The 25,069-nt window shown below is 36.8% G+C and carries 25 protein-coding genes; 18 read left to right on the forward strand and 7 right to left on the reverse strand.

Translation table 11 applies throughout. From position 1 onward, the window contains the following. Positions 1-10: 10 nt before the first annotated feature. Positions 11-256 carry a hypothetical protein gene (locus STRMA_RS00770; protein WP_003081274.1) on the forward strand — a complete coding sequence of 82 codons (246 nt, stop codon included), beginning with the start codon at positions 11-13 and terminating at the stop codon, positions 254-256. A 27-nt stretch (positions 257-283) separates the two neighbouring features. Further along, a complete protein-coding gene (locus STRMA_RS00775) occupies positions 284-2,371 on the forward strand; it encodes a cation:proton antiporter (RefSeq protein ID WP_003080263.1) in 2,088 nt (695 codons plus the stop codon). Positions 2,372-2,488: 117 nt separating this feature from the next. Here STRMA_RS00775 and STRMA_RS00780 read toward each other — a convergent pair whose 3' ends face one another. Then, the gene (locus STRMA_RS00780; protein WP_003081721.1) at positions 2,489-3,271 is read right to left on the reverse strand and encodes an ABC transporter ATP-binding protein; all 783 of its coding nucleotides are present in this window, start codon (positions 3,269-3,271) and stop codon (positions 2,489-2,491) included. A 76-nt stretch (positions 3,272-3,347) separates the two neighbouring features. Here STRMA_RS00780 and STRMA_RS00785 point away from each other — a divergent pair, with 76 nt between their 5' ends. The 15 genes from STRMA_RS00785 (at position 3,348) to STRMA_RS00855 (ending at position 16,663) form a co-directional block, all read left to right on the forward strand. Beyond that, entirely contained in the window at positions 3,348-4,442 is a 1,095-nt protein-coding gene (locus STRMA_RS00785; RefSeq protein WP_003078911.1) for an AI-2E family transporter, read from the forward strand. 35 nt (positions 4,443-4,477) lie between these two features. After that, positions 4,478-5,824 (forward strand): hemolysin family protein, encoded by a 1,347-nt coding sequence (locus STRMA_RS00790; protein WP_003080447.1) that lies wholly within the window; start codon positions 4,478-4,480, stop codon positions 5,822-5,824. A 150-nt stretch (positions 5,825-5,974) separates the two neighbouring features. Continuing rightward, positions 5,975-6,772, forward strand: a complete 798-nt coding sequence (gene pflA / locus STRMA_RS00795) for a pyruvate formate-lyase-activating protein (RefSeq protein WP_003081705.1) — start codon at positions 5,975-5,977, stop codon at positions 6,770-6,772. Between the two features lie 443 nt (positions 6,773-7,215). After that, positions 7,216-7,347, forward strand: a complete 132-nt coding sequence (locus STRMA_RS00800) for a teichoic acid D-Ala incorporation-associated protein DltX (protein ID WP_003079275.1) — start codon at positions 7,216-7,218, stop codon at positions 7,345-7,347. A gap of 9 nt (positions 7,348-7,356) precedes the next feature. After that, a complete protein-coding gene (gene dltA / locus STRMA_RS00805; RefSeq protein WP_003079931.1) occupies positions 7,357-8,907 on the forward strand; it encodes a D-alanine--poly(phosphoribitol) ligase subunit DltA in 1,551 nt (516 codons plus the stop codon). After that, positions 8,904-10,160: a D-alanyl-lipoteichoic acid biosynthesis protein DltB gene (dltB, locus tag STRMA_RS00810; RefSeq protein WP_003080794.1), complete on the forward strand. Its 1,257-nt coding sequence runs from the start codon at positions 8,904-8,906 to the stop codon at positions 10,158-10,160. Before dltA ends, dltB begins: the two co-directional genes overlap by 4 nt. Positions 10,161-10,177: 17 nt before the next feature. Beyond that, on the forward strand, positions 10,178-10,417 hold the full coding sequence (gene dltC, locus STRMA_RS00815) for a D-alanine--poly(phosphoribitol) ligase subunit DltC (protein ID WP_003082141.1): 240 nt from the start codon (positions 10,178-10,180) through the stop codon (positions 10,415-10,417). After that, complete coding sequence (gene dltD / locus STRMA_RS00820) at positions 10,410-11,672, forward strand: D-alanyl-lipoteichoic acid biosynthesis protein DltD (protein ID WP_003081509.1); 1,263 nt, start codon at positions 10,410-10,412, stop codon at positions 11,670-11,672. The genes dltC and dltD overlap by 8 nt, the downstream gene beginning before the upstream one ends. Before the next feature lie 69 nt (positions 11,673-11,741). Next, positions 11,742-12,677, forward strand: coding sequence for a manganese-dependent inorganic pyrophosphatase (locus STRMA_RS00825; protein WP_003078642.1), 936 nt, complete (start codon positions 11,742-11,744; stop codon positions 12,675-12,677). Positions 12,678-12,819: 142 nt separating this feature from the next. Further along, positions 12,820-13,470: a DUF1803 domain-containing protein gene (locus tag STRMA_RS00830; protein WP_003079123.1), complete on the forward strand. Its 651-nt coding sequence runs from the start codon at positions 12,820-12,822 to the stop codon at positions 13,468-13,470. Between the two features lie 44 nt (positions 13,471-13,514). Beyond that, positions 13,515-14,438, forward strand: a complete 924-nt coding sequence (locus STRMA_RS00835; RefSeq protein ID WP_003080677.1) for a helix-turn-helix transcriptional regulator — start codon at positions 13,515-13,517, stop codon at positions 14,436-14,438. 64 nt (positions 14,439-14,502) lie between these two features. Next, positions 14,503-15,078, forward strand: coding sequence for a type 1 glutamine amidotransferase family protein (locus tag STRMA_RS00840; protein WP_003080655.1), 576 nt, complete (start codon positions 14,503-14,505; stop codon positions 15,076-15,078). A gap of 60 nt (positions 15,079-15,138) precedes the next feature. Then, on the forward strand, positions 15,139-15,513 hold the full coding sequence (locus STRMA_RS00845) for a VOC family protein (protein WP_003078890.1): 375 nt from the start codon (positions 15,139-15,141) through the stop codon (positions 15,511-15,513). A gap of 3 nt (positions 15,514-15,516) precedes the next feature. Beyond that, the gene (locus STRMA_RS00850) at positions 15,517-16,128 is read left to right on the forward strand and encodes an SAP domain-containing protein (protein ID WP_003081216.1); all 612 of its coding nucleotides are present in this window, start codon (positions 15,517-15,519) and stop codon (positions 16,126-16,128) included. Positions 16,129-16,153: 25 nt separating this feature from the next. Further along, on the forward strand, positions 16,154-16,663 hold the full coding sequence (locus STRMA_RS00855) for a YbhB/YbcL family Raf kinase inhibitor-like protein (protein WP_003079339.1): 510 nt from the start codon (positions 16,154-16,156) through the stop codon (positions 16,661-16,663). Between the two features lie 84 nt (positions 16,664-16,747). Here STRMA_RS00855 and STRMA_RS00860 read toward each other — a convergent pair whose 3' ends face one another. The 6 genes from STRMA_RS00860 to STRMA_RS00885 all read right to left on the reverse strand — a co-directional run bounded on the left by STRMA_RS00860 (position 16,748) and on the right by STRMA_RS00885 (position 23,242). After that, positions 16,748-17,752 carry a FecCD family ABC transporter permease gene (locus tag STRMA_RS00860; protein WP_003079798.1) on the reverse strand — a complete coding sequence of 335 codons (1,005 nt, stop codon included), beginning with the start codon at positions 17,750-17,752 and terminating at the stop codon, positions 16,748-16,750. Continuing rightward, on the reverse strand, positions 17,749-18,762 hold the full coding sequence (locus STRMA_RS00865) for a FecCD family ABC transporter permease (RefSeq protein WP_003081011.1): 1,014 nt from the start codon (positions 18,760-18,762) through the stop codon (positions 17,749-17,751). The genes STRMA_RS00860 and STRMA_RS00865 overlap by 4 nt, the downstream gene beginning before the upstream one ends. A 9-nt stretch (positions 18,763-18,771) precedes the next feature. Further along, positions 18,772-19,710, reverse strand: coding sequence for an ABC transporter substrate-binding protein (locus tag STRMA_RS00870; RefSeq protein WP_003079190.1), 939 nt, complete (start codon positions 19,708-19,710; stop codon positions 18,772-18,774). 16 nt (positions 19,711-19,726) lie between these two features. Beyond that, positions 19,727-20,509 (reverse strand): ABC transporter ATP-binding protein, encoded by a 783-nt coding sequence (locus STRMA_RS00875; protein ID WP_003080538.1) that lies wholly within the window; start codon positions 20,507-20,509, stop codon positions 19,727-19,729. Between the two features lie 159 nt (positions 20,510-20,668). Beyond that, positions 20,669-21,688: an acyl-CoA thioester hydrolase/BAAT C-terminal domain-containing protein gene (locus STRMA_RS00880; protein ID WP_003080918.1), complete on the reverse strand. Its 1,020-nt coding sequence runs from the start codon at positions 21,686-21,688 to the stop codon at positions 20,669-20,671. Positions 21,689-21,796: 108 nt separating this feature from the next. Continuing rightward, on the reverse strand, positions 21,797-23,242 hold the full coding sequence (locus tag STRMA_RS00885) for a UDP-N-acetylmuramoyl-L-alanyl-D-glutamate--L-lysine ligase (RefSeq protein WP_003082148.1): 1,446 nt from the start codon (positions 23,240-23,242) through the stop codon (positions 21,797-21,799). Between the two features lie 88 nt (positions 23,243-23,330). On the opposite strand from STRMA_RS00885, the gene STRMA_RS00890 reads away from it, so the two are divergent. Continuing rightward, complete coding sequence (locus STRMA_RS00890) at positions 23,331-24,965, forward strand: putative polysaccharide biosynthesis protein (protein WP_003081892.1); 1,635 nt, start codon at positions 23,331-23,333, stop codon at positions 24,963-24,965. The last annotated feature ends 104 nt before the right edge of the window (positions 24,966-25,069 follow it).

Raw genomic sequence — 25,069 nt, forward strand, 5'->3', positions numbered from 1 at the left:
GTTTCTTAAAATGAATCAAACAGCAATTACACAGCATTTATCAGAAATGCGTGAAAAATATTTGGACAAAAAATCAGCCTGTGATATGGCACAAGGTCGGGAGCGTTCTCGCAAAATGGTTAAAATCAAAAAAAAATTGGTGACACTAGAGCGTGAACGCTGCCAAAAGCTCCTAGGCCAACGGGATCCTAGCCAAATTGATGCTAAAATTGAAGAACAAAAAAAATTATACAGCCAATGCTGTCGTCAAAAATAATAAAATAAATAGAAGCAGGAGGTTTTTGTGGAACATCTATTAATTTTAATTTATTGTGTTGCTATTCTGCTGGCCCTGCTCTTATCTAATATTCTCAGTAAGCTGTTTCCAAAGATTCCCTTGCAGATGATTCAAGTCATTTTGGGAATTGTGATTTCCTTTTTAACTCAGGAACATACCATTACCATGGATCCTGAGCTTTTTCTTTCTTTGGTCATTGCGCCCCTCCTTTTTCGTGAGGGAGAAGAAAGTGATATTACCAATGTGATGAGGCATTGGAGGATGGTACTCTATCTTGTTTTTCCTGTGATTTTAGCAACGACCTTAAGTGTCGGCTGGCTGGCCAATATTCTCTTACCTGTTAGTATTCCTCTTGCGGCTTGGTTTGCCGTAGGAGCAGCATTGGGGCCGACTGATGCTGTAGCTTTTGCTTCTTTATCTCAGCGTTTTGAATTTCCCAGGTATATCCAAAATATTTTAAAAGGGGAAGGTCTGCTCAATGATGCCAGCGGTTTGGTTGCTTTTCAGGTCGCTATCCTAGCGTTAACAACAGGGGAATTCTCAGCCTTAGAGGCTAGTTTTGAATTGATTTGGGTCTTGATTGGCGGTTTTTTAGTTGGTCTTTTATTCTCAACTATCAATCGCAGCATTTTGGCCTTGTTGGAAAATACGGATATTTCTGATGTTACGAGTTCTATTTTACTGGAGCTGATCTTACCTTTATTATCTTATTTTGTTGCTGAACAAATTCATGCTTCAGGAATTATTGCCGTAGTTGTGGCGGGAATTTTGCAGGCCAGTCGTTTCAAACGTATTACTTTGCTTGATGCTCGGATTGATTCGGTAACAGACACCGTCTGGCGGACAATTAGCTTTATTTTAAACGGCCTAGTCTTTATTTTGTTGGGAACGGAACTGATTCGGATTGTAAAGCCTGTTTTGACTGGTCCAACTTACAGCAATCTGCGCTTAATCGTATCTTTATTGGCTATTGTTGGGCTTATCTTTACCCTTCGTTTTATTATGATTTCCTTATTTTACTGGATTCGTCTGCTGCTTTTGAAAAAGCGCAAACCTTTTAAATCTTATGTTAAAGATGTCCTCATTTTGACGTTTTCAGGTGTTAAGGGCACGGTATCTATTGCTACTATTCTCCTTGTTTCATCTAGTTTAGCGAAGAAATACCCATTGATGCTGTTTGTAGTAGCAGGGGTGACTTTAATTAGTTTTGTAACAGGGATTTTGCTCTTGCCAAGATTAACTAAGCCCAAAGTACAGCATAGCAATCATTTAATGGAGATTGCCATTTTAGGTGAGGTCGTTGCAGTTTTAGAAGAGGAAGTCAAAACTGCTCAGAATAAGGGTTCTTATTATGCGGCTATTGATAATTATCAAAATCGCATTAAACATTTAATTTTAGATGCTGAGGATAATAATACCAAATCTGATCTGGCTAGCTTACAGGCTTTAATCATTCAAATTGAAGGAGAAGGACTTGAAAAAGCTTTTGATCAAAATAAAATCAGTATTCAGGCCTATCGTCTTTATCAACGCTATCTCAATAATTTGGAACGTGATATTGACCGTGGCTTTATTTCTAGCCTTTCTTATGCTTTGCTGATTTTTGGCCAGCTGCTGCGTTTGCTATTACGGGAACTCTTGACCTTTGGGCGCAGGCTGCGCAAGCTTAAAGGACTTATCAGCAATAAGCAGTTAGTGCTAACAGCTAAAGATAAGGAAGCTATCAAGACACTTTATTTTGATAATACTGCTATTATTCTTGATTCTTTAGAGCAATTAGAAGGAGTCTATGATGGAACCTTGATTGACTATTTACAAGATGCCCGATTGCGTGAGGCCGAAATTTTGAATTCGGATGCCTTTATTGATCGGGTCATCACCCGTCTTCGTCCCAATAATATTAAAGAAATGCTGCGTGGCTATCAGCTAGAACGTGATGCTATTTTCAGATATGAGGAGGATAAGCGGATAACACAGCGTCAAGCGAAACAGTTACGTGAAAATGTTAATCGGCTGGAGGATTATTCACTCAAGGAAAAAGCAAATACCCTACCTTATGATATGATTAATTATCGAAGACAGATAAACCAATAAGAAAGCAGAACAGCAAAACACCTATGACTGCAGCTGCAGTCATAGGTGTTTTGCTGTCCCGGCTTCATTTTTAGTGACGTTTTGAGGTCAGTACCTTTGTCTTTCTTAGACTTTTCTTTATATTTGAGGTTTGATAAAGAAGCGTTGCTCATCAATAGGAATAATGGTAACGTGATCATTATAAAAATCAGTGAGAACTTCTGGAGTAATAATGTCATCTTTTTTGCCTTGAGCCGCAATAGTCCCTTTTTTTAGAAGCAAAATGTGGTCTATCTTACTAGTAATTTCTTCAGCATGGTGGGTCACATAAAGAATAGTAGGTGTATGCGGAAGGTCCATTACCCTTTCAATTTGCTGCAGCAATTTTTCTCTGGCAAAAAGATCAAGACCTGTAGTCGCTTCATCCAAAATAATAATTTCAGGATTATCCATCAGACTTCTGGCAATAAGAAGAAGCTGTTTTTCACCTTGTGAAAGAGAAGCATAAGCTCGGCCAATGAGCTGCTCTCCTCCAATTGATTTTAGCATCTCTTTTGCTTCATCAATTTCTTTTTTACCATAAGATTTGTATAATAAGCTGCTTTTATATTTTCCAGTGAGAACAATTTTTTCGGCCAACATTGTTTTAGGAAGACGTTCAGCAATGAAAGAGCCGACAACCCCTATTCTTTTTCGCATATCAGGAATGTCACCTTGACCGAATTTAGTACCTAATATTTCAACTTCCCCTTCTGAAAACCAATAGTCAGCCATAATTAATTTTAAAAGAGTTGTTTTACCTGAACCGTTTAAACCCAGAATAGCCCAATGTTCTCCTTTTTTAACTTCCCAATTGAGATGGTGAAGCAGAATTTTTCCCTGCCTTTTTAGAGTAACATCTTTCATCGAAATTAATGCCATTTGAAACTCCTTCGTTGCTTGATTGTTATATATTATAGCATAATTTATGGTAAAATAAGCGCATAAGGGAGGAGCTATGTTTAAAAGCAGTAAATTGTTCTTTTGGACAGCCGAAATATTACTGGTTACCATCATTATTTTTACTTGGCGTCAAATGGGAAGTTTATTTAGCCCTTTTTTCAGTGTGGCTAAAACATTTTTTGTTCCTTTTCTGCTAGGTGGTTTTCTATATTATGTGACCAACCCTATAGTCATTTTTTTAGAGAAATATCTGAAAATTAGGCGCATGTGGGGGATTATTATTGTTTTTATTATTTTGATTTCTCTGGTGGTTTTATCAATCACAAATCTTATTCCCAGTCTGATTACGCAGCTGACTGAACTAATAGAAGCCAGTCAAAATATTTATGTAGATCTCCAGTCTCAGTTTAATAAATGGAAAGACAATCCCGCTTTTAAAAATATTGATTTTTCTTCGTTGCTTAAACAGCTAAACTTATCTTATGTTGATATCTTAAAGAATGTTTTAAATAGCGTAACAGTCAGTGTATCAAGTATTGTCACCATGATTACCAATACTGTTATGATTTTAGTGCTCTCACCTGTTATTCTCTTTTACTTATTAAAAGATGGTAATGGTCTTTTACCGATGCTAGAAAGAACCGTTTTAAAAAATGATGCACACGGGATCACTCAGCTTCTAAAACAGATGAATAAAACCATTTCACGTTATATCAGCGGCGTAGCTATAGACGCTTTGTTTATTTTTGTTTTTGCTCTTTTAGGTTATCAAATTATGGGGGTAAAATATGCCTTTCTTTTTGCATTAGTTGCAGGTATTACTAATGTCGTTCCTTATGTAGGGCCTTATTTAGGTTTAGTGCCAGTTGTTTTGGCTTATGTTGTCAGTGATCCTAAAAAAATGATTATTGCCATTATTTATATTATGATTTTGCAGCAGATTGACGGCAATATTGTCTATCCTCGGGTGGTTGGAAGCACTATGAAAATTCACCCCCTGACGATTATGGTGCTTTTGGTATTGGGCGGCAATATGGCTGGCTTAGTAGGAATGCTAGTTGCTGTACCAGCTTATGCTATCATAAAAGAAATAGTGAAATTTGTAACGAGTGTTTACGAATACCACAAGAAACATAAAAATGTGTTATAATAATCTGACTATACTATTTTTAGGGAGAGTTTACGATGGAAGACCCGAGCAGTCAATCCTTGCTTTTACAATTTTTATTACTATTTATTTTAACCTTATGCAATGCCTTTTTCTCTGCGACTGAGATGGCTCTGGTATCTTTAAACCGTGCGCGTGTTGAGCAAAAAGCAGAAGAAGGAGAAAAGAAATTTATTCGCTTGTTAAGGGTTTTAGAAAAACCAAATAACTTCTTATCTACTATCCAAGTCGGCATTACTTTGATTACTCTTTTATCAGGAGCTAGTCTGGCAGAGTCTTTAGGCCATGAAATAGCCGCATGGTTTGGAAATTCCGCAACTGCCCACACAGCTGGTAGTTTAATTTCATTGGCTTTCCTTACTTATATTTCTATCGTTCTTGGAGAATTGTACCCAAAACGAATTGCTATGAATTTAAAAGAAAATTTAGCAGTGATTTCAGCTCCCGTTATCATCTTTCTGGGAAAGCTTGTCAGTCCTTTTGTCTGGCTGCTATCAGCATCCACCAACCTGCTTAGCCGTATAACTCCTATGCAATTTGACGATGCTGATGAAAAGATGACGCGAGATGAAATTGAATATATGCTTACCAATAGTGAAGAGACATTAGATGCTGATGAAATTGAAATGCTTCAAGGTGTTTTCTCATTGGATGAATTAATGGCACGCGAGGTTATGGTTCCTCGAACAGATGCTTTTATGGTAGATATTAATGATGATACTACCGAAATTATTCAAGAAATTTTAAAGCAAAATTTTTCTCGGATTCCTGTGTATGATGGTGATAGAGATAAGATTATTGGCCTTATTCATACTAAGAAACTTTTAGAAGAAGGCTTTTACCAAGGTTTTGCGGCTATCAACCTAAGACAGATTCTTCAAGAACCATTATTTGTGCCAGAAACGATATTTGTAGATGATTTGCTGACTTCTTTACGAAGCACGCAAAAACAAATGGCCATTCTTTTGGATGAGTACGGTGGTGTTGCAGGACTTGTCACTTTGGAAGATTTACTGGAAGAAATTGTAGGCGAAATTGATGATGAGACAGATAAAACGCCTGTTTTTGTCCGTGAAATTTTTAAAGATACTTATATTGTATTAGGTACCATGTCGCTAAATGATTTTAATGAATACTTTGAAACAGATCTTGAAAGTGATGATGTGGATACTATTGCTGGCTTTTATTTGACTGGAGTTGGCACTATTCCTAGTCAAGAGGAGAAAAATCATTTTGAAGTAGACAGTAATGGAAAGCATCTTGAAATTATTAACGATAAGGTTAAAGATGGACGTGTCACCAAATTAAAAATCATTGTAACAGAAATAGAAGAAGAGGAAGAAGAGAAAAATTCTGGAGACTAAACTTGAGCCATCATTTTTTATAATATAGGAAATTTAATTTGTTTTTAAAAGGGAGCGGTGAGAACTTTTTGTTGGAAGTTCTTTCCTGCTCCCTTTTTTCGTCTAAAATGTTATAATAAATGTAAAAAAAATCCATAAGGGGAGGTAACTATGGCAGAAAAAGTAGACTATAAAAAAGTCACTGGACTTGTTAATTCAACAGAGTCTTTTGGCTCTGTTGATGGTCCTGGTGTACGTTTTGTTATTTTTATGCAAGGCTGCCAAATGCGCTGCCAATATTGTCACAATCCTGACACCTGGGCGATGACTAATGACAGAGCTACAGAAAGAACTGCGGAAGATGTTCTCAATGAGGCTCTGCGTTACAGAGGATTTTGGGGAGAAGAAGGCGGAATTACGGTTTCTGGCGGTGAGGCTACTCTTCAAATGGATTTTTTAATTGCGCTTTTTACTTTGGCAAAGGAAAAAGGCATCCATACAACCTTGGATACCTGTGCCTTAACGTTTAGAAATACGCCAAAATATCTGGAACAATATGAAAAATTAATGGCTGTGACAGATTTGGTGCTGTTAGATATTAAAGAAATTAACCCTGATCAGCATAAAGTTGTTACAGGTTACAGCAATAAAACAATATTAGCTTGCGCACGTTATCTATCTGATATTGGAAAACCAGTTTGGATTCGTCATGTCTTGGTTCCTGGTCTGACAGACCGTGATGAGGATCTTGTACATTTAGGAGAATTTGTGGAGACTCTAACCAATGTAGAGCGTTTTGAAGTGCTGCCTTATCATACTATGGGAGAATTTAAATGGCGTGAATTAGGGATCCCTTATCCTCTGGAAGGTGTTAAGCCCCCAACAGCCGACCGTGTTCGAAATGCCAAGCAATTGATGCATACAGAAACCTATGAAGAATATATGAAAAGAATTGCTGAAAAGTCCTGACAAGTGATATCCATGCAATGTATTAGCTTCTCCTAGCTATCAAAATGAGAACCTTAAGATGGGACCAAAGACTGATTTTTAAGAGCTCTTTATTTGTTAAAATGAAAAGTAGCTGAAATAAAAAGTTTTCCAAACTTAAACAAATTTAGCAATAAAAGCTAAATACAGCAGCTGATTGAATTCCTTATTCGTCTTTTAAGCTTGAAAAATAACCTGATTAACTTTTCGGAGATGGATTAGCAGCTAAAAGTTTTCCAGATGAGGGCTATTTACTCTTTGACTTTTGATTAAAAAGGGCAAACTTTTGTTTGTTTTTCCAAAACAAATGCAACTTTTCAGTATGAATAAAGAATTTTTTGATATAATAGATTTTGTTGCGATTTATTTGAATGATACGTAATGAAATAGAACACTGCATGTAGGAGGAACGTAAGGAAATTGAAATGATTAAACGAAGGACAGTTTATAAATTTTTATTACAGACTTTATTTTATTCTGTTATATTTTTAATTTTACTCTATTTCTTTAGTTATCTTGGTCAAGGTCAAGGCGACTTTATTTATAATGAATTTTAGGAAGAAACCATGTCTAATTTTAAAATAAAAAATATGATTGAAACAATTGAAAATTTTGCTGAAACACAAGCAGAGTTTCCAGTTTATAATGTTTTAGGTGAGATCCATACTTATGGTGAGCTGAAAGTAGATTCAGATTCATTGGCCGCTTATATTGATCACTCCGGCATAGCTGCTAAAACACCCGTGCTTGTATTTGGCGGTCAGGAATACAGTATGCTGGCTAGCTTTGTAGGACTTACAAAATCGGGTCATGCTTATATTCCTGTTGATCGCCATTCTGCTTTGGAGCGAGTTGAAGCTATTATGGAGGTGGCTGAACCAAGTTTAATTATCTCTATTGGAGAGTTCCCTCTTTCAGATGTTCAGGTTCCCCTTATTCAATTGGAAGAATTAGAAGCAATTTTTCAAGAAAAGACACCTTACGAACGGACACATTCAGTCCAAGGGGATGATAATTATTACATTATTTTTACTTCGGGGACAACTGGTAAACCTAAAGGTGTTCAAATCTCACATGATAATCTTCTTAGCTTTACTAACTGGATGATTACAGCGGAGGCTTTTGCAACTCCTCAAAGGCCTCAGATGCTGGCTCAGCCGCCTTATTCTTTTGACTTGTCTGTGATGTATTGGGCACCGACTTTGGCTTTGGGAGGCACTTTGTTTGCTCTTCCAAAGGAAATAACAGCTGATTTCAAACAATTATTTACAACCATCAATAAACTGCCTATCGGTATTTGGACTTCCACGCCTTCCTTTGTAGATATGGCTATGCTGTCAGATGATTTTAATGCTAGCCAATTGCCTCAGCTGACACATTTTTATTTTGATGGGGAAGAATTAACGATAAAAACAGCGCAAAAACTTCGTCAGCGTTTCCCTCAAGCAAGAATTGTCAATGCCTATGGACCAACAGAAGCAACTGTTGCTTTATCTGCCTTAGCTGTGACTGATGACATGCTTGAAACTTATAAGCGTCTGCCTATTGGCTACACTAAACCGGATTCCCCAACCTTTATTATTAATGAAGAGGGTAAGCAACTGCCAAATGGGCAGCAGGGTGAGATTATTGTGACAGGGCCAGCTGTCTCTAAAGGGTATTTGAATAATCCAGAGCGAACGGCTGCTGCTTTCTTTGAGCTTGAAGGAAAACCTGCTTATCATACAGGCGATCTAGGTATTCTAACAGATGAAGGCCTTCTGCTGTATGGCGGCCGAATGGATTTTCAAATTAAATTTAATGGCTACCGCATTGAATTAGAGGACGTTTCACAGATTCTGAATAAATCCCAATATGTTGACTCTGCTGTAGCTGTACCACGTTATAATAAAGATCACAAGGTTCAAAATCTTTTAGCTTATGTTGTCTTAAAGAGCGGTGTTTCTGAACAGTTTGAAAGAGAAATAGATATTACAAAGGCTATTAAGGCAGATTTACAAGATGTTATGATGGATTATATGATGCCGTCCAAATTTTTGTATCGCAGTGAGCTGCCCTTAACGTCAAATGGTAAAATTGATATCAAAGGTTTAATGGGAGAGGTAAATAACAGATGATCGACTTTTTAAGATATCTTCCTCATCTTGAACCCTATGGGAATCCTCAGTATTTCCTTTATATCATTTTAGCGGTACTGCCTATCTTTATTGGTTTATTTTATAAAAGACGTTTCCCTTTGTATGAACTTCTTGTCAGTCTTGCTTTTATTGTATTTATGCTGACTGGCCGATCATCCAGACAGATCTTTGCTTTGCTATTTTACATTATCTGGCAGATTATTTGGGTTTATTCTTATAAAATTTATAGAAATAAAAAAGATCATAAATGGGTTTTCTATCTTCATGTATTATTAGCAATTTTGCCTTTATTTCTTGTAAAAGTCACACCGGCAGTTTCAGGAAATAGCCATTCTTTATTAGGCTTTTTAGGAATTTCTTATCTTACTTTCCGATCTGTTGGTATGATTATGGAAATGCGTGACGGCGTCTTAAAAGAATTTACCTTTTGGGAATTCATGCGCTTTATGCTGTTTATGCCGACTTTTTCAAGTGGACCGATTGATCGTTTCAGACGTTTTAATGCAGACTATGAAAATATTCCGGAAAAAGAAGAATTGCTGGACATGCTTGAGCAGACTGTCCGTTATATTATGCTGGGTTTTCTTTATAAATTTATTCTAGCTCAGGTTTTTGGAAGCATGCTTCTTCCGCAGTTTAAGGAAATGGCTCTTCAAAGGGGAGGAATTTTTAATCTGCCTACTTTGGGTGTTATGTATACTTATGGGCTTGATCTTTTCTTTGATTTTGCGGGCTATTCAATGTTTGCTATCGCTATTTCCAATTTAATGGGGATTAAGAGTCCGGCTAACTTTAATCAGCCTTTTAAATCAAGAGATTTAAAGGAATTTTGGAATCGTTGGCATATGAGCCTTTCGTTTTGGTTTAGAGACTTTGTCTTTATGCGTTTAGTAAAAGTGTTAGTCAAAAACAAAGTATTTAGCGATCGTAATACAACTTCCAGTGTAGCTTATATTATTAATATGCTGATTATGGGATTTTGGCACGGAGTGACCTGGTATTATATCACATATGGACTTTTCCATGGTGTTGGGTTAGTCATCAATGATGCTTGGCTGCGAAAGAAAAAGAGAATAAATAAGGAAAGAAAAAGTAAAGGACTGCCGTCCTTGCCTGAAAATAGATGGACTAAAGTTTTAGGAATTTTTATTACTTTTAATGTCGTGATGCTATCCTTCTTAATTTTTTCAGGATTTTTAAATGATTTATGGTTTACGAGTGTTAATAAATAAAAGGAGTGTTACAGATAATGGACGTAAAATCAGAAGTATTAGAAATTATTGATGAACTTTTCATGGAAGATGTGTCAGATATGATGGATGAAGATCTATTTGATGCTGGGATTTTAGATAGTATGGGAACTGTGGAATTAATTGTTGAATTGGAAAGTCGGTTTGACATTACAGTTCCTGTTTCAGAATTTGGACGTGATGATTGGAATACGGCCAATAAAATTGTTGAAGGAGTAACGGAGTTACGTAATGCTTAAGCGCTTATGGTTGATATTAGGGCCGGTTTTTTGTGCCCTTATTTTGGTTTTCTCTCTTATTATGCTTTATCCTGCCAAAGGTTTAAAGCATAATTACACTGCAGAAAAGAATGATGCTGTTGCTCTCTCGCCAGCTAGTTTTAAAAATACAAATCGTAAAGTCCGCTCTCTGAGTGATAAAAAGCATGAATTTGTGCCTTTTTTTGGCTCAAGTGAATGGAAACGTTTTGATAGTATGCATCCTTCGATTTTGGCCGAGCGCTACAAGCGCTCTTATCGTCCCTACCTCCTTGGGCAAAAAGGGACAACTTCTCTGTCGCATTATTTTGGAATGCAGCAAATCAGCCGGCAATTACAAGGTAAGAAAGCAGTATATGTTATTTCTCCGCAATGGTTCGTTAAAAAGGGAACAAATGCAGCAGCATTCCAGCAGTATTTCAGTTCAGAGCAGCTGGTAGATTTTCTCTTAAAGCAGACTGGTAATGCTTCTGATCAATATGCAGCTAAACGCTTATTAAAAATAAAGCCTGATATCAGCATGTCTTCAATAGTCAAGAAAGTTGCTAATGGTAAAAAGCTTTCTTCTTTTGATCGGATCAGGCTTCGTTTAACCAAGACCTTTTTGAAAAAAGAGGAAGCTCTTTTTGGGCATTTTGATTTTAATAGTGATTATGCTCATCAAGTTGAAAAACGGGGCCAAAAATTACCTAAAGCCTTTTCTTATAAAAAATTAGAACAAATAGCAACACATGATGCTGAAATGCAAACAAAATCAAATCCTTTTGCGATTAAAGATAGTTTTTATAAAAAACGCATTAAAGGACAGTATCATAAGTTAAAGGGTTTTCAAAAACATTTATCTTATCTAAAATCACCAGAATACAATGATTTACAGTTATCCCTAACACAATTGGCAGCTTCAAAAACAAATGCTATTTTTGTTATCCCGCCTGTAAATAGTAAATGGGTAAAATACACAGGTCTTAATCAAAAGCTATATCAAAAAACAGTTCAAAAAATAAAATATCAGCTGCAAAGTCAAGGTTTCACCAATATTGCGGATTTATCAAAAGATGGACATAAACCTTACTTTATGCAGGATACTATCCATCTTGGCTGGAATGGCTGGCTGGCTTTTGATAAGGCAGTCCGTCCTTTTCTGACTGAGAAACAAAAATTGCCTCACTACACTATCAATGATAACTTTTTAAGTCAAAAATGGGCCCAATATGCGGGAGATCCTGCAAAGTTTTAAGAAAAGAGCTTTTGATAAATTTAAGTAAATTTGATAAAATAAACTGATTAATAAATGTGAGGTAGAATTATGTCTAAAATTTTAGTGTTTGGTCATCAAAATCCTGATACAGATGCGATTGCATCATCTTATGCTTGGTCTTATTTAGAACAGACTGCTTGGGGACGCAATACTGAAATGGTAGCTTTAGGTGCTCCCAATGAAGAAACAGCCTTTGTATTAGATTATTTTGGAGTGCAGACACCGCCTATTGTAAAATCTGCTAAAGCTGAAGGTGCTAGTCAGGTTATTCTGACCGATCATAACGAATTTCAGCAGTCTATCTCTGATATTCGAGATGTAGACATTTTAGCTGTTATTGACCACCATCGTGTGGCCAATTTTGAGACAGCTAATCCGCTCTATATGCGTTTGGAACCTGTTGGATCAGCTTCCTCTATTGTCTTTAGAGCTTTTAAGGAGACACGTACTGAAATCCCTAAAGAAATAGCCGGTTTACTGCTGTCAGGTCTGATTTCAGATACACTTCTTTTAAAATCACCAACAACACATGCTAGCGATCCAGCAGTTGCAGAAGAATTGGCTAAAATCGCTGGTGTCAATTTACAAGAATATGGTTTAGCTATGCTTAAAGCGGGTACCAATTTAGCTAACAAATCAGCTGCGGAACTCGTTGACATTGATGCGAAAACATTTGAACTTAATGGCAATCAAGTGCGTGTGGCCCAAGTAAATACTGTTGATATCAATGACGTTTTGGAACGTCAATCTGAAATTGAAGAAGCTATTAAGGCGTCACAAGCAGCTAATAACTATTCTGATTTTGTTTTGATGATTACTGATATTTTGAATTCAAATTCAGAAATCTTGGCCTTAGGCAATAACACAGATAAAGTAGAAGCAGCCTTCAATTTTAAACTTGAAGACAATCATGCTTTCTTGAAGGGTGCTGTTTCGCGTAAGAAACAAGTTGTCCCTCAATTGACTCAAAGTTTTAATGGCTAGAAAAATAAAAGAAGATAAGTCTCCAGATGGCCTTGGTTCTTATCTTCTTTTTTGTGTTACAATAAAAGGCAAAACTGAAATCTTTACAAGTTGGTCCCTAGTTAGTGAGGACTGCCCTATTTTAATGATTTAGGAGAATGTGATGATTAAAATTTTTAATGCTGATAAGTTAGCCCGTCAGCCGTTTTTCTTGGAGTTTATTAATTATTTGCAAAAACATAATGATGTTAATCTTCGCCAGATAAAAAAAGATTTTGCTGCTATTAAGCATCTAGAGCGCTCTATTGAAGATTATGTACAGGCGGGCTATATCTTACGTCAAAATAAGCGTTACTATAATGCTTTTGAACTATTAGAAACGCTTGATGGTCTGACATTGGATAGTCAGATTTTTGTAGATGATGACTCTGCTGTTTATCAAGATCTATTACAAGTCAATTTTGAAACGCGTTTACCTAATCGCACCAATGCGGCTCTTATCGTTGAAGAAACGAATATCACCAGAGACTCCTTAACACTGTCTAATTATTTTTTTAAACTCAAAGAGCAACTCCCCTTATCAAGGGAACAAAAGCCGCTGTATGATCTATTAGGAGATGTTAATCAAGAATATGCTCTTAAGTATATGACAAGCTTTCTTTTGAAATTTGGCCGCAAGGAAATTGTTAAGCAGAAGCGGCGTGATATTTTTGTGGACAGTCTTACTATTCTGGGTTACTTGACATCACTAGATGAGCAGACTTACAGCCTAAATATGACCTTTGATAAAGAAAAATTCATTTTCATATCATAGGATGTCATTGTTTTTTATCATGTTTAAGAGAAATAGGGGGACAAATGAAAGTAGAAAGATTATTGGTTATTTTATTACTGCTTTCGGAGAGAAATAAGGTTACAGCTAAGGAATTGGCAGAAAAATTTGAAGTGTCCAAACGAACCATTTATCGAGATTTAGAAAGCCTTAATCAATCGGGTATTCCTATCACCTCCTATACTGGCTGTAAGGGAGGTCTGTCCTTGATGAAAAATTATAAAATAGACAAACGGATTTTATCAAAGACAGATACTAAAAATCTCTACTCTGCCTTAAAGGGACTGCAAAGTATTAAACAGCAGCCGGAATTAACTGCCTTAATAGTGAAGCTTCTGCCTGAAGAAGACGGCAGACTTTTGGCAGATCATTATATTAACTTTTCTTCTTGGTATTCAAATGGTTTTATTCAAAAGAAAATTAAAAGTTTGCAAGAGGCCATTGACATAAAATCTTATGTCTTGCTGGATTATATTTCAAAATCTGGGAGAAGAAAGCGAGTCATTGAGCCTTATCAATTGGTCTTTAAAGATTCAGATTGGTATCTGTATGCTTTTTGCCAAAAACGTCAGGATTTTCGTCTTTTTAAACTGCAGCGTATGGTCTCTTTAACCTTGCTAAAAGAAAAATTCCAAGTTCGGCCTTGTCCAGCTCTGAACTTAGAAAGCAGGGCTTCTTCTGACTTTTCCTTAGAGCCTCTTGAAGGTTATAACAAAGTTGTTTTAGCTTATCATCCTGATGATGCTTTTTCCATAACTAAGGTGCTGGATGCTTCCCTATTAGCTGCTTCTGAAGGTGAAGGAGTGATTACTTTTTATACGTCAAATTTGGCGATGGCTTGCGATTTAGTCTTTCAATTACTAACAAAGGTCAGAGTTCTTGCGCCAATTGAATTACAGCAGTTGGTTGAAAGAAAGTTGGACGAAATCAAATTATTTTATAAAAGATGACATAAGGTTGTCATCTTTTTTAGTTTATACTAATAGCTGATAAAGTAGAAAGCAGGCAGAAAGAATGAAAAATGATATTCTTGTTTATATTTTTGACGGTTATGCAGACTGGGAGCCAGCTTATGTTTGTTCAGAATTAAACAGGCAGGACAGCCCTTTTCAGATTAAAACCATTGGTGCAAACAAGCAGCCTAAGAAATCCATGGGAGGTTTTTGTCTGATTCCTGATTATGATATTTCTGACTATCCTGAAGATTTTAAAATGCTGATTATTCCTGGTGGGGATAGCTGGCTGGCAGAGAAAAATACGGAAATCCTACCTGTAGTGGATTATGCAGCACATCATCGGATTTTGCTTGCTGCTATTTGTGCTGCTACTAATTTTTTAGCTCAAAATGGCTATTTAGATCATGTCAAACACACTGGCAATACTCTTGAACTGATGAAAGAAAATGCTCCTCATTATCAAGGAGAAGACTTCTATGTAGAAGAGCAGGCAGTCAGTGACGGCGGTATTGTGACAGCAAATGGAACAGCGGCTTTGGAATTTGCCAGAGAAATTATGCTTTTGCTGGATTTTAAGAACTCTAAAGAAATAAAGGATTGGTATGACTTTAATAAATTGGGGTTTCATCATTAGACATCTTTTAATATCATCTTATTTTGAAAAAAGGTATAATAATAGAAAGTAGGTTTTTTTATGATTGATCATTTTGGTATTACTGTAAAAAATTTGGAAAACAGCAAAGCCTTTTATCAAGCAACTTTAGCACCTTTAGGCTATGAGCTAAAATGTGACAGTTCTTTCGGCCTTAGTTTTGCAGAAGCCTGCAGTACAGATCCTGCAGGGGACTTTTGGATTAGACAGGGTGAAAAGTTTCCGCCAATGCATTTTGCTTTTAATGCCCAAACACGAGAGAAAGTGAGAGCTTTTTATCAAGCTGGTCTAAAGGCAGGTGCGGCTGATAATGGTGCCCCTGGGATTAGAAAAAAGTATCATTCTAATTATTATGCAGCCTTCTTGTTAGATCCAGATGGCCATAATATTGAAGCTGTTTGTCATAAGAAGGAGTAGATGATGGTAAAGCGTCCTGATTTTTTTAAAATTAAAACTTATGAGGAATTTTGCAGCTATTATTGGTATCAAAAAGAATTGCTGCAAATTTGTCGGCAGTTGGGCCTGGCACATTCGGGAATAAAGCAGGAATTAAATGACAGGATAAAAGCTTATTTTGCAGGGCATCTTCCTAAAGAGTCTAACGAAAAGACTGTTCGTCCAAAGACGGTGCAGGAGGTAAGCCTATCTAGTTCTTTGCTGCTATGCGGCTTTGCCTTTAACCAAAAATTTAGGGAATATTTTGCTCGGCAAACCGGAGTTGAACCCTTTAAATTTACTGCAGATATGGCAACGGCTTGGCGAAAAGTTAAGGCTGAAAATGATATTAACTTTACTATCCAAGATCTCTTAGATATTTATGCTGGAAAATCTGATTACGCAAAATATGATAATCGTTCCTGCCAATGGAATCAATTTTATAAGGATTTTTGTGCAGATAAAAGGACTGCTGCTATCAAAAATAAAATGAAAATAGCTTCAATTCTTTGGCAGGCTGTCAAAGAATCTAATCAGGCCAAAGTTTATTCATCTCAGTTGTGGGATAGCTATCCCAATTTATTAAAAAATGAATGACGAAAGTAGGATGGAGGTGTTTGATATGATAGAAAAACTGGATTTTATTTGTCCCACCATTCCTGAAGGCGGGGAATTTCCGCTTGAGCATACAGGAAAAGGTGAAGATAGGTCACCTGAATTTTATATCAAAAATCTTTCTCCTCATGCTAAAACACTGGCTATTACTTTGGAAGATTTGACCCATCCTCTCAAAAAGGAGTTTACGCATTGGCTGATCTGGAATCTTCCCGCTTCCAGTCATATTAAAGCTCATTTTCCTCCTGGTTTTGAAGTAGCGGATCCTAGAGAGGCTAGACAAGGTATAGCTTATGGCTGGCATCGCTATGCTGGTCCTAAGCCGCCTTTAGGTCAAAACCATAAGTATCGCTTTACGATCTATAGTTTAGATTGTTCTTTGCACTTAAACTTTTGGACAAGAAAAAGACAGCTTTTAAAAGCTATGGAAGGACATATCCTGCAAAAAGGCCAGTTGACAGCTTCTTTTGGCAATAAAAAGATCTGGAATCAAGATTCCAGACCAATGATGGCATAAATAAGCTGTGAAAAACTTGCAGCAGCGCGGGCTTTTAAGACATATTGAAGAGAGGTTTATTAAACAATAAAACGGACCTCTCTTTTATTTATCTGCTTTTGTCATCAAGTAGAGAAAGTAAGGAGCACCTAAAATAGATACGATAAGCCCTGTTGGAATACCTGTGCCAATGAGAAAGACCCGTCCGACAGTGTCTGCAAGTAACAAGATCAGCATACCAATCAGCATGGCGGCAGGTAAACTGATAAAGTGATTGCTCCCTAATAGCCTCCTTGCAATATGTCCAGCAACCAGACCAATAAAAGCGATATTGCCTACTAAGATAACACTAAAAGCAGCTAAACTCGTTGCAAGGATTAATGTGACTAGCCGCTCCTTTTGCAAACGTAATCCGAGAGCCAAAGCTGTATGATCATTTAAATTCATAATATTTAAAGTCTGGCTGCGGCTGTAGGTCCAAAGCCAAAGAAAAACTAATAATGGTGCTAAAATCAGCAAGGTGGTCCAATTGTCTCCGCTAATTTGCCCGCTCAGCCAATGAACAATATAATCCACTTTATACCGATTGATACTGCCAACAATAGAAACCATAGTTCCTGAGAGCATGGTGCTGACGCCAACTCCTGTAATAATTAAGCGTGTTGGGCTGATATTATTATTTTTCTGACGCGCAATGAAATAGACAAGTAAGATAGTAAAACAGCCGCCTAACATAGCCATTACTGGCAAAAAACTAATGATCAGGCGATTTTCGATATTCAGGTAAGAAATCGTCAAAGCAATAACTATGCCAGCACCAGTATTAATACCTAAAATTCCTGAGTCTGCCAAAGGATTATGTGTCAGTGTTTGCAGCAGCATACCGCTTAGAGCAAGAGAGGCTCCTGCAAAGAGACAAACCAAGATTCTTGGCAGACGAATATTGGTAATAATCATAACCATAGCATCGGAAGAACGGCCTAGAAAAATATCTAAAATATCAAAGACAGAAAAACGAACTTGGCCAATTGAAAGTGAAATGGGGCTAAAAATAAAGAGCAAGAAGATTAAGCAGAGAAAAACACGCTTTATCTTTACAGAATTTATCATAATTGCTTCCCCTTTCTAATTAGCCATAAGAAGCATGGCAATCCAATAATGCTGATAACAGCACTGAGAGGGGTTTCATAACCTGGATTTAGTATTCGGCAGACCAAATCAACCCAGAGCATAAAAGCAGCTCCTAAAAAAGCTGTTAGAGGAAGAATGTAGCGATAATTTCTGCCAACAAACATTCTGATAAAATGTGGAATAATTAAACCAACAAAGGCTAGAGATCCCACAAGGGCAACAGCAGAAGCAGATAGAATTAAAACTAAACTTAAAAGGATGGCAGTCATCATAAACGTTTTTTGACCCAATGATTTGGCAACTGTTTCATTGAGACTTAAGATCGTTAATTGATGTGCAAAAAGCTGAGCTAAGATTAAACCAATCAGAATAAAGGGAGCAATGATTTTGATCATATTCCAATTAATGGCTGCCAATCCGCCAGCCTGCCAGCCGATAACTGAAGTAGATAGGTTGAAGTAAATAGTAATAGCTTGCCCAAAGGCATTAAAAAGAGTTGCGATCATGGCACCCGCTAAAATGAGCCGCAGTTGATTGTATCCCTTTTTAGGCGAATAAGATAAAGAGAAAACTAAAATAGCAGCTAACGTTGCCCCTAAAAGGCATATTAAAAGAATAAAACTGTAATGAAGCTGTTTAAAAAAAGCATAAGCAATAATGAGAGCTAAACCAGAACCAGCATTGATTCCTAAAAGACCAGGATCAGCAATAGGATTTCTGGTTATCCCCTGCATGATACCACCAGCAACTGCCATAGCAGCACCAACTAAAATAGCAGCTATGATACGCGGCAGTCTGATATCAATAACTACATTCTGAGCTTTAGAGGATGTTAAGGGATGGCTTAATAATTCTGCTAAGGTTTTATTGGAATAATTGATAGCACCAAATCTTAGACTAAAGTAAAAACCACTGATAAAAACTATAAATATTATGAAAAAAACAAGCCAAAATATTTTTGGCTTATTTTTCTGGATAAGATTTTCCATCACTTACTCCTATTTGGCTGCCTTTAGAATCCCTTTTTCAAGAGTCTTCAATTCGTATTCTAATGTCAAAGGATCATTAAAGTAAAAAGCATTGGCATTCACTTTAATAACATGTCCCTTTTTCACAGCAGGGATATTTTTCCAAGCCTTACTTTCATAAAGTGAAGAGCCGGTTTTTTTATCCTCGGCAGCAACCACAACATAATCACCAATATAGTTTCCAATAACTTCTTGTGATATGGATAAATAGCCTTTTGGAAAGACTTCTTTGGTTACTTTTTCAGGAGCCTTAAATCCAAGTGCTTGATAGATAACTTCGCCGCCGCGTCCCCAGTTGTTACCGAATAAGTAAGTTTCTTTTTCAAAAAGTCCCATAACAGTGAAAGTTGCATCATTACCAACCGCTCTGTTTAGTTTTTTCTTGACTTTAGCTGTTTTGGATTTCCAAGCGCTAAGCCATTGTTTGGTTTCTTTTTCTTTCTTAAAAATTTTTCCAAAATCAGAAAAAATATCAAGATAATTGCGTTTGCCATATTCAATTGAAATGACAGGTGCAATTTTCTTTAATTGATCAATTTTTTCTTCTGTTGATCCAACAACAATAAGATCAGGCTTTAAAGCTGTAATAGCCTCAAGATCTGTTGACGTTACTTGCTTAGCCTTTTTTACCTTGTCTTTGAGAACAGGATTTTTCTTATCATAAGAAGAAACACCAACAAGATTTTGATTTAATTTTAAGAGGTAACCCGTATAAGTTGAGGTGATGCTAACCACGCGCTTAGGTGATTGCGGGACCTTACCATAGTAGGATACACCAGAAATTTTTGGCATGCTTGAAACAGCTTCTTTTTTGGTATCGGATGATTTTGATGATGAATTGCTGCAGGCAACAAGAGTAAAAGCAGCAGCAAATGTTATAAAGAGTGTTAAAACTTTTTTGAAAGTCATAATTATCTCCTAAAATCTATATTAACTGATAAGTCAGTAGAACAGGTCGTTTGTGGATAGGATCTTGGGTAATCTGAGCATCTATCTGGAAAATATCTTTTAAAACAGCAGGTGTCATAATCATTTGCGCTTTGCCTTGATATTTGATTTGTCCGTCTTTCATCGCAATAAGATGATCAGAGAAACGAGCAGATAGATTAAGGTCGTGAAGAACCATAATAATGGTCTTTTGTGTTTCGTGATTGAGTCTTTGCAGTAATTCTAATATTTCTAATTGATGACTCATATCAAGGTAAGTTGTTGGTTCGTCCAGAAAAATGGTATCTGTATCTTGAGCCAAGGCCATTGCAATCCAGACACGCTGACGCTGACCGCCTGATAAATTATCAACATCCAGTTTGGCAAAATCAGACACTTTAGTCACTTCCATTGCCCAGTGGATCTTATTCCTATCTTCTGCAGAAAGATTTCCTAAATATTTTTGATGGGGAAATCGCCCATATGAGATCAATTCATAAACTGAAATACCTTCAGTTGCTTCTAGAACTTGAGGTAACAGAGCTAATTTTTTAGCAACTGCTTTTGTTGGCAATTGGCTAATAGCTTGGCCATCCAATAAAATTTGCCCTTTTGCAATAGCTTGAATACGTGTTAAAGCTTTCAATAAGGTTGATTTACCACATCCGTTAGCGCCAATAATAGTCGTGATTTTCTGATCAGGGATTTGAAGACTGAGATCCCTGATAATAATATTCTTATCATAAGCAACTTGAATGGATTCAGCACGAATATCTGACATGTTTAGCCTCCTTTCTAAAAATTATGTTTATTATAGCATAGAAAAAAGGCTTTAATAAACCTTTTTAAGTAGAAAGTTAGAATTTTTTGAATTGCTTGACACTTATTTAGAATCATTCAAATGATTGCTTAAAATGATTATTATTAAAAAGAAAATCAACTAGCCATGCCAAATTTTTAAGTGTTCTTTGAGTTTTTGGTCGCTGTCTTTTTTAGCAGCTTCATTAGCCATCTTATTTCCGCCGACTGACAGATAAACGCCTTGGCTGCCAACAATTCCACTTCCAGCAAAAAGATGCCCTGCTTCTTTATAGATAGCTATTTGCGTGTGTTCGGGATGATACTTTGCTATAAGTCTGGCCGATTCAGCACTTGGCCACATAGCGTCTTTTTCTCCAGCAAAAATGAGAAAATTGGCCTTTGTCTTTTCAGCTTTAATGCGTTTCTCTTCGCTGTCTTTATCTTTTTTTATAATCTGCTTGTAGGTATTATAATAAGAAATAGGTGCTTTTACTAAAAAGTCATAGAAGAGTTTTAGAGAACTTTCTGAGCGGACATCTAAGTAAGGCAGGGCTTCGCCATTTTGTGACCAAGAGGAAGAATAATCTTTAAAATCCAAACCAGCATAAACATAGCTAGAAGGAGCATAGAGAACGACATTATCAATGGAATCATAAAGACTGGCAAGAAGTAAGGCATATTCTGCGCCTTTAGATGTTCCGATTAAAGTAATCACATCAGGCTGATTAAAATGCTGTGAAATATAACTCTCAATTTCTTGATAATATTCCACAGGCACCCTAGCAAGTGTCTTTTGCTGATTGGGCATACCAAAGAAAAACAGAGCTAAAACTTGATAGCCTTCTTTAGCGAGTTGAACCGCTTGCTCATAAGCGGGAGTTCCATCAGAACCGCCAAAAGTCACAACAACTCCTCTATGCTTGATATCGTTTGGAATCATCTTGAAACCATTAAGATAGTCTCCTGTTACGTGTTCAATTGTAAGACCAGCGACATCGGTTTTATAGAGAGAAAGTTCATTAGGATTAGCATAATAAGCAGGAATATTATCCATTCTTTGCGATCTGTATTTAACATCATGATAAAATCTCATGATAAGAATGAAAAGAAAACCTAAAATGATGACAAAAAGAATTCCTAAACCAATTGTTATAAGCATACCTGTATCCTACTTCCTAAATTATTAGTTATTTTTTGGGGCCAAATAATCTCAAACAGATTTTAACTCTAACCAAGGAATGACAATTTACTTTTCAAAATTTTCAGCTTAAAGATAGCCTTTAGCCACTTCAATATCACCAGCATATTCTGCACGCTGTCCCTTGACGATTTGAAAGGCATCAGCTCCCTTGCCAGCTACAATGACAGCATCGCTTTCAGTCTGAGTTAATGACATTGCTTTTTGAATGGCCTGTTTGCGATCAACAACAATATCTACTGGCCGTTTAATATGGCTGGCAATTTCCTCTGAGATAAGCTGAGGATTTTCATTATTAGGGTCATCTGCGGTTAGAATAACTTGCAGAGCTGGATGGGCATTGATAACACGGCCAAAATCAGCACGGCGGCTTTGACCTTTATTTCCGGGGGCTCCAAGGATAAGAAAAATATTACCTTTTTGATGTTCTTCAACAACTGACAGCAGTTTTTCTAAACTATCACCATTATGTGCATAATCAACAAAAACCTTAGCACCATTTCTTTGCGTAAGGACTTCCATACGGCCTGGTACAGTTGTTTGAGCGATGCCTTTTTGAATATCGGCTTGACTAGCTCCTAGCTGTAAGCAAGCAAGCCCAGCGGCAAGCGCATTTTCTTGATTGAAGGAGCCAGTCAGCTGAATATCATAATGCCCCGCTAATTTACCAGTCAGATCAAATGAGAAAGCCTTACTGTTTATTATTTGATTGTTAGAAGTATTTCCATAAAAATCATGTCCTTGGTCAGTCACCTGTTCTTGGACAAGGGCAAAATGATCCATTTGGCTGTTGACAATGGCATAACGGCTGTTCTTTAGTAAGAGCCGTTTATGATAAAAATAATCTTCAAAAGTAGGATGCTCAATCGGTCCAATGTGATCAGGGCTGATATTAAGAAAAACACCAACATCAAAAGTCAAACCATAAACGCGGCCAACCAGATAAGCTTGGCTGGAAACTTCCATAATGAGATGGGTCATGCCATGATCAACTGCCTGCGCCATCATTTTAAAAAGATCTAAACTTTCAGGAGTTGTTAGTTTTGATTTAAAGAATGTTTTGCCATCCAAGGTTGTACTCATGGTGGAAAGCATAGCCGGGCGATAGCTTTGTTTTAAAATATGATAAGCAAAATAAGCAGCAGTTGTTTTGCCCTTAGTTCCTGTAAAAGCAAGAAGCTTTAGTTTATCTTGGGGATTACCATAAAATTCTTTAGCAATCAGACTCATGGCATTTTTGATATTATTGACAAGAAGGACAGGGATTCCAACTTGATAATCTTTTTCAGCAACATAAAAACGCAGTCCCTTTTTCAAAGCATCTTTAAGAAATTCTTTTTTGAAGGCTGCACCTTTTATAAAGAAGAGTGTCGTTTCATGAACATCGCGGCTATCGTAAGAGATATGGTGAAAAGTCATGTTGGAACACTTATATTGATAATGGCCGTTATCAATAATTTCACGAAAGTTATTGTCTTTTTTAAGGATTTCTAAGATTTGTTCAATTGTTATCATACCTTTTATTTTAGACTTAAAGTTAGTGTTTTACAAGTATCAATCAAAAGTTTATAATAAATTTATCAAAACTCTAGAAAGAAGTTAAATGTCTGATAAACAAACAAAAATGACTCAGCAGGAGCAGATGGTTCGAGGAACTGCTTGGTTAACTGCTGGAAATTTCATCAGCCGCCTCCTTGGAGCTGTTTATATTATTCCCTGGTATGCTTGGATGGGAAGATTTGCGCCGGAAGCTAATGCGCTCTTTGGAATGGGTTATGAAATCTATGCCCTTTTTTTACTGATTTCAACAGTGGGGATCCCAGTTGCAGTTGCTAAACAGGTCTCTAAGTATAATACATTAGGAGATCCAAAAAAGAGCAGTTATCTTGTTCGTAAAATCCTGCATTTTATGGCAGTCCTTGGTGCTGTATTTGCTGCTGTTATGTATTTAGGATCGCCTGTTTTTGCAACTATGAGCCGAGGCGGAAAAGAGTTAGTTCCGGTTCTTAGAAGTTTAACTTTAGCGGTTCTTGTTTTTCCTTCTATGAGTGTTTTAAGAGGTTTTTTCCAGGGATTCAATAATCTCAAACCCTATGCGATGAGCCAGATTGCTGAGCAGGTAGTTCGTGTCATCTGGATGCTTTTAACAGCTTTTTTTATCATGAAATTAGGCTCAAAAGACTATGTGGAAGCTGTTACGCAATCAACCTTTGCAGCCTTTATAGGAATGTTTGCAGGTATAGCCGTCCTCATTTTCTTTTTATGGAAAAACAATTTGCTAGATGCCCTATTTGGCAAAAAGCCTGAAAATGTTGATATTGATACTAAAGATCTTCTCATTGAGACAGTAAAAGAAGCTATTCCTTTTATTATTACCGGTTCAGCCATTCAGGTTTTCAAATTGATTGATCAATTTACTTTTGGTAACAGTATGGCTATGTTTACAGATTACAGCAATCGGGAATTAAAAGTTCTATTTGCTTATTTTTCGACAAATCCAGGTAAGGTCACTATGATTTTGATTGCTGTTGCCACAGCAATTGCGGGGGTAGGCATTCCATTATTAACCGAAAATTTTGTTAAAAAAGATAAAAAAGCTGCTGCACGTTTAGTTGTCAATAATCTCCAGATGCTGCTGCTCTTTATGATTCCAGCTGTTGTGGGCTCTGTTATTTTGGCAAGACCGCTTTATACTATTTTTTATGGTCTGCCGCAAGGACAGGCCTTAGGGCTTTTTATTGCTTCTTTGCTGCAAACCATTATATTAGCTATTTATACCGTCTTGGCTCCTATGCTGCAAGCTTTATTTGAAAATCGCAAGGCCATTCGCTACTTCGTTTACGGTGTTATTGCTAAATTTATTTTGCAGACGCCTTTTATTTATTTCTTCCATGCTTATGGACCTATTTTATCAACAACAATTGCTTTACTTATTCCTATTGTGCTCATGTATTTTCAAATTCAAAAAATCACAGGCTTCAATCGCCTTGCTGTTAGGCGTACCAGCTTGTTAGTTATTATATTAACTGCTATTATGGCCTTTTTAGTTGCTGCAGCTGCCTGGCTGTTAGGATTTGTTTTGACAGATACGGGCAGAGTAGCCAGTCTCATTTATATTGTAATTGTTGGAGCAATAGGTGTTAGTGTCTATGGAATTCTAGCCTTAGTGACACGTTTACTTGATAAAATGCTGGGCAGTCGTGCAGAAGCTTTGCGTCGAAGATTACATCTCAACTAAAAAGACAAAAAGGCTGCGGTTCAAGGGGGTTATTGATATCTGCCTAGCTAGAGTTTAGGCCCTGACTAACTTCTTTTAGTTGGCTGTTGATAAGTATTTCGTGA

Origin of the sequence: Streptococcus macacae NCTC 11558, from assembly GCF_000187995.2 — a bacterium.
Classification (GTDB): domain Bacteria; phylum Bacillota; class Bacilli; order Lactobacillales; family Streptococcaceae; genus Streptococcus; species Streptococcus macacae.

Coding starts and splice junctions, on each gene's coding strand:
- dltA (WP_003079931.1), top strand. CDS start 7,357: ATGTCTAATTTTAAAATAAAAAATATGATTGAAACAATTGAAAATTTT.
- STRMA_RS00885 (WP_003082148.1), bottom strand. CDS start 23,242: ATGATAACAATTGAACAAATCTTAGAAATCCTTAAAAAAGACAATAAC.
- STRMA_RS00800 (WP_003079275.1), top strand. CDS start 7,216: ATGATTAAACGAAGGACAGTTTATAAATTTTTATTACAGACTTTATTT.
- STRMA_RS00870 (WP_003079190.1), bottom strand. CDS start 19,710: ATGACTTTCAAAAAAGTTTTAACACTCTTTATAACATTTGCTGCTGCT.
- STRMA_RS00840 (WP_003080655.1), top strand. CDS start 14,503: ATGAAAAATGATATTCTTGTTTATATTTTTGACGGTTATGCAGACTGG.
- STRMA_RS00830 (WP_003079123.1), top strand. CDS start 12,820: ATGATTAAAATTTTTAATGCTGATAAGTTAGCCCGTCAGCCGTTTTTC.
- STRMA_RS00780 (WP_003081721.1), bottom strand. CDS start 3,271: ATGGCATTAATTTCGATGAAAGATGTTACTCTAAAAAGGCAGGGAAAA.
- STRMA_RS00770 (WP_003081274.1), top strand. CDS start 11: ATGAATCAAACAGCAATTACACAGCATTTATCAGAAATGCGTGAAAAA.
- STRMA_RS00860 (WP_003079798.1), bottom strand. CDS start 17,752: ATGATAAATTCTGTAAAGATAAAGCGTGTTTTTCTCTGCTTAATCTTC.
- STRMA_RS00855 (WP_003079339.1), top strand. CDS start 16,154: ATGATAGAAAAACTGGATTTTATTTGTCCCACCATTCCTGAAGGCGGG.
- STRMA_RS00850 (WP_003081216.1), top strand. CDS start 15,517: ATGGTAAAGCGTCCTGATTTTTTTAAAATTAAAACTTATGAGGAATTT.
- STRMA_RS00865 (WP_003081011.1), bottom strand. CDS start 18,762: ATGGAAAATCTTATCCAGAAAAATAAGCCAAAAATATTTTGGCTTGTT.
- STRMA_RS00845 (WP_003078890.1), top strand. CDS start 15,139: ATGATTGATCATTTTGGTATTACTGTAAAAAATTTGGAAAACAGCAAA.
- dltC (WP_003082141.1), top strand. CDS start 10,178: ATGGACGTAAAATCAGAAGTATTAGAAATTATTGATGAACTTTTCATG.
- STRMA_RS00880 (WP_003080918.1), bottom strand. CDS start 21,688: ATGCTTATAACAATTGGTTTAGGAATTCTTTTTGTCATCATTTTAGGT.
- STRMA_RS00785 (WP_003078911.1), top strand. CDS start 3,348: ATGTTTAAAAGCAGTAAATTGTTCTTTTGGACAGCCGAAATATTACTG.
- STRMA_RS00835 (WP_003080677.1), top strand. CDS start 13,515: ATGAAAGTAGAAAGATTATTGGTTATTTTATTACTGCTTTCGGAGAGA.
- STRMA_RS00890 (WP_003081892.1), top strand. CDS start 23,331: ATGTCTGATAAACAAACAAAAATGACTCAGCAGGAGCAGATGGTTCGA.
- dltB (WP_003080794.1), top strand. CDS start 8,904: ATGATCGACTTTTTAAGATATCTTCCTCATCTTGAACCCTATGGGAAT.
- dltD (WP_003081509.1), top strand. CDS start 10,410: ATGCTTAAGCGCTTATGGTTGATATTAGGGCCGGTTTTTTGTGCCCTT.
- STRMA_RS00790 (WP_003080447.1), top strand. CDS start 4,478: ATGGAAGACCCGAGCAGTCAATCCTTGCTTTTACAATTTTTATTACTA.
- STRMA_RS00825 (WP_003078642.1), top strand. CDS start 11,742: ATGTCTAAAATTTTAGTGTTTGGTCATCAAAATCCTGATACAGATGCG.
- pflA (WP_003081705.1), top strand. CDS start 5,975: ATGGCAGAAAAAGTAGACTATAAAAAAGTCACTGGACTTGTTAATTCA.
- STRMA_RS00875 (WP_003080538.1), bottom strand. CDS start 20,509: ATGTCAGATATTCGTGCTGAATCCATTCAAGTTGCTTATGATAAGAAT.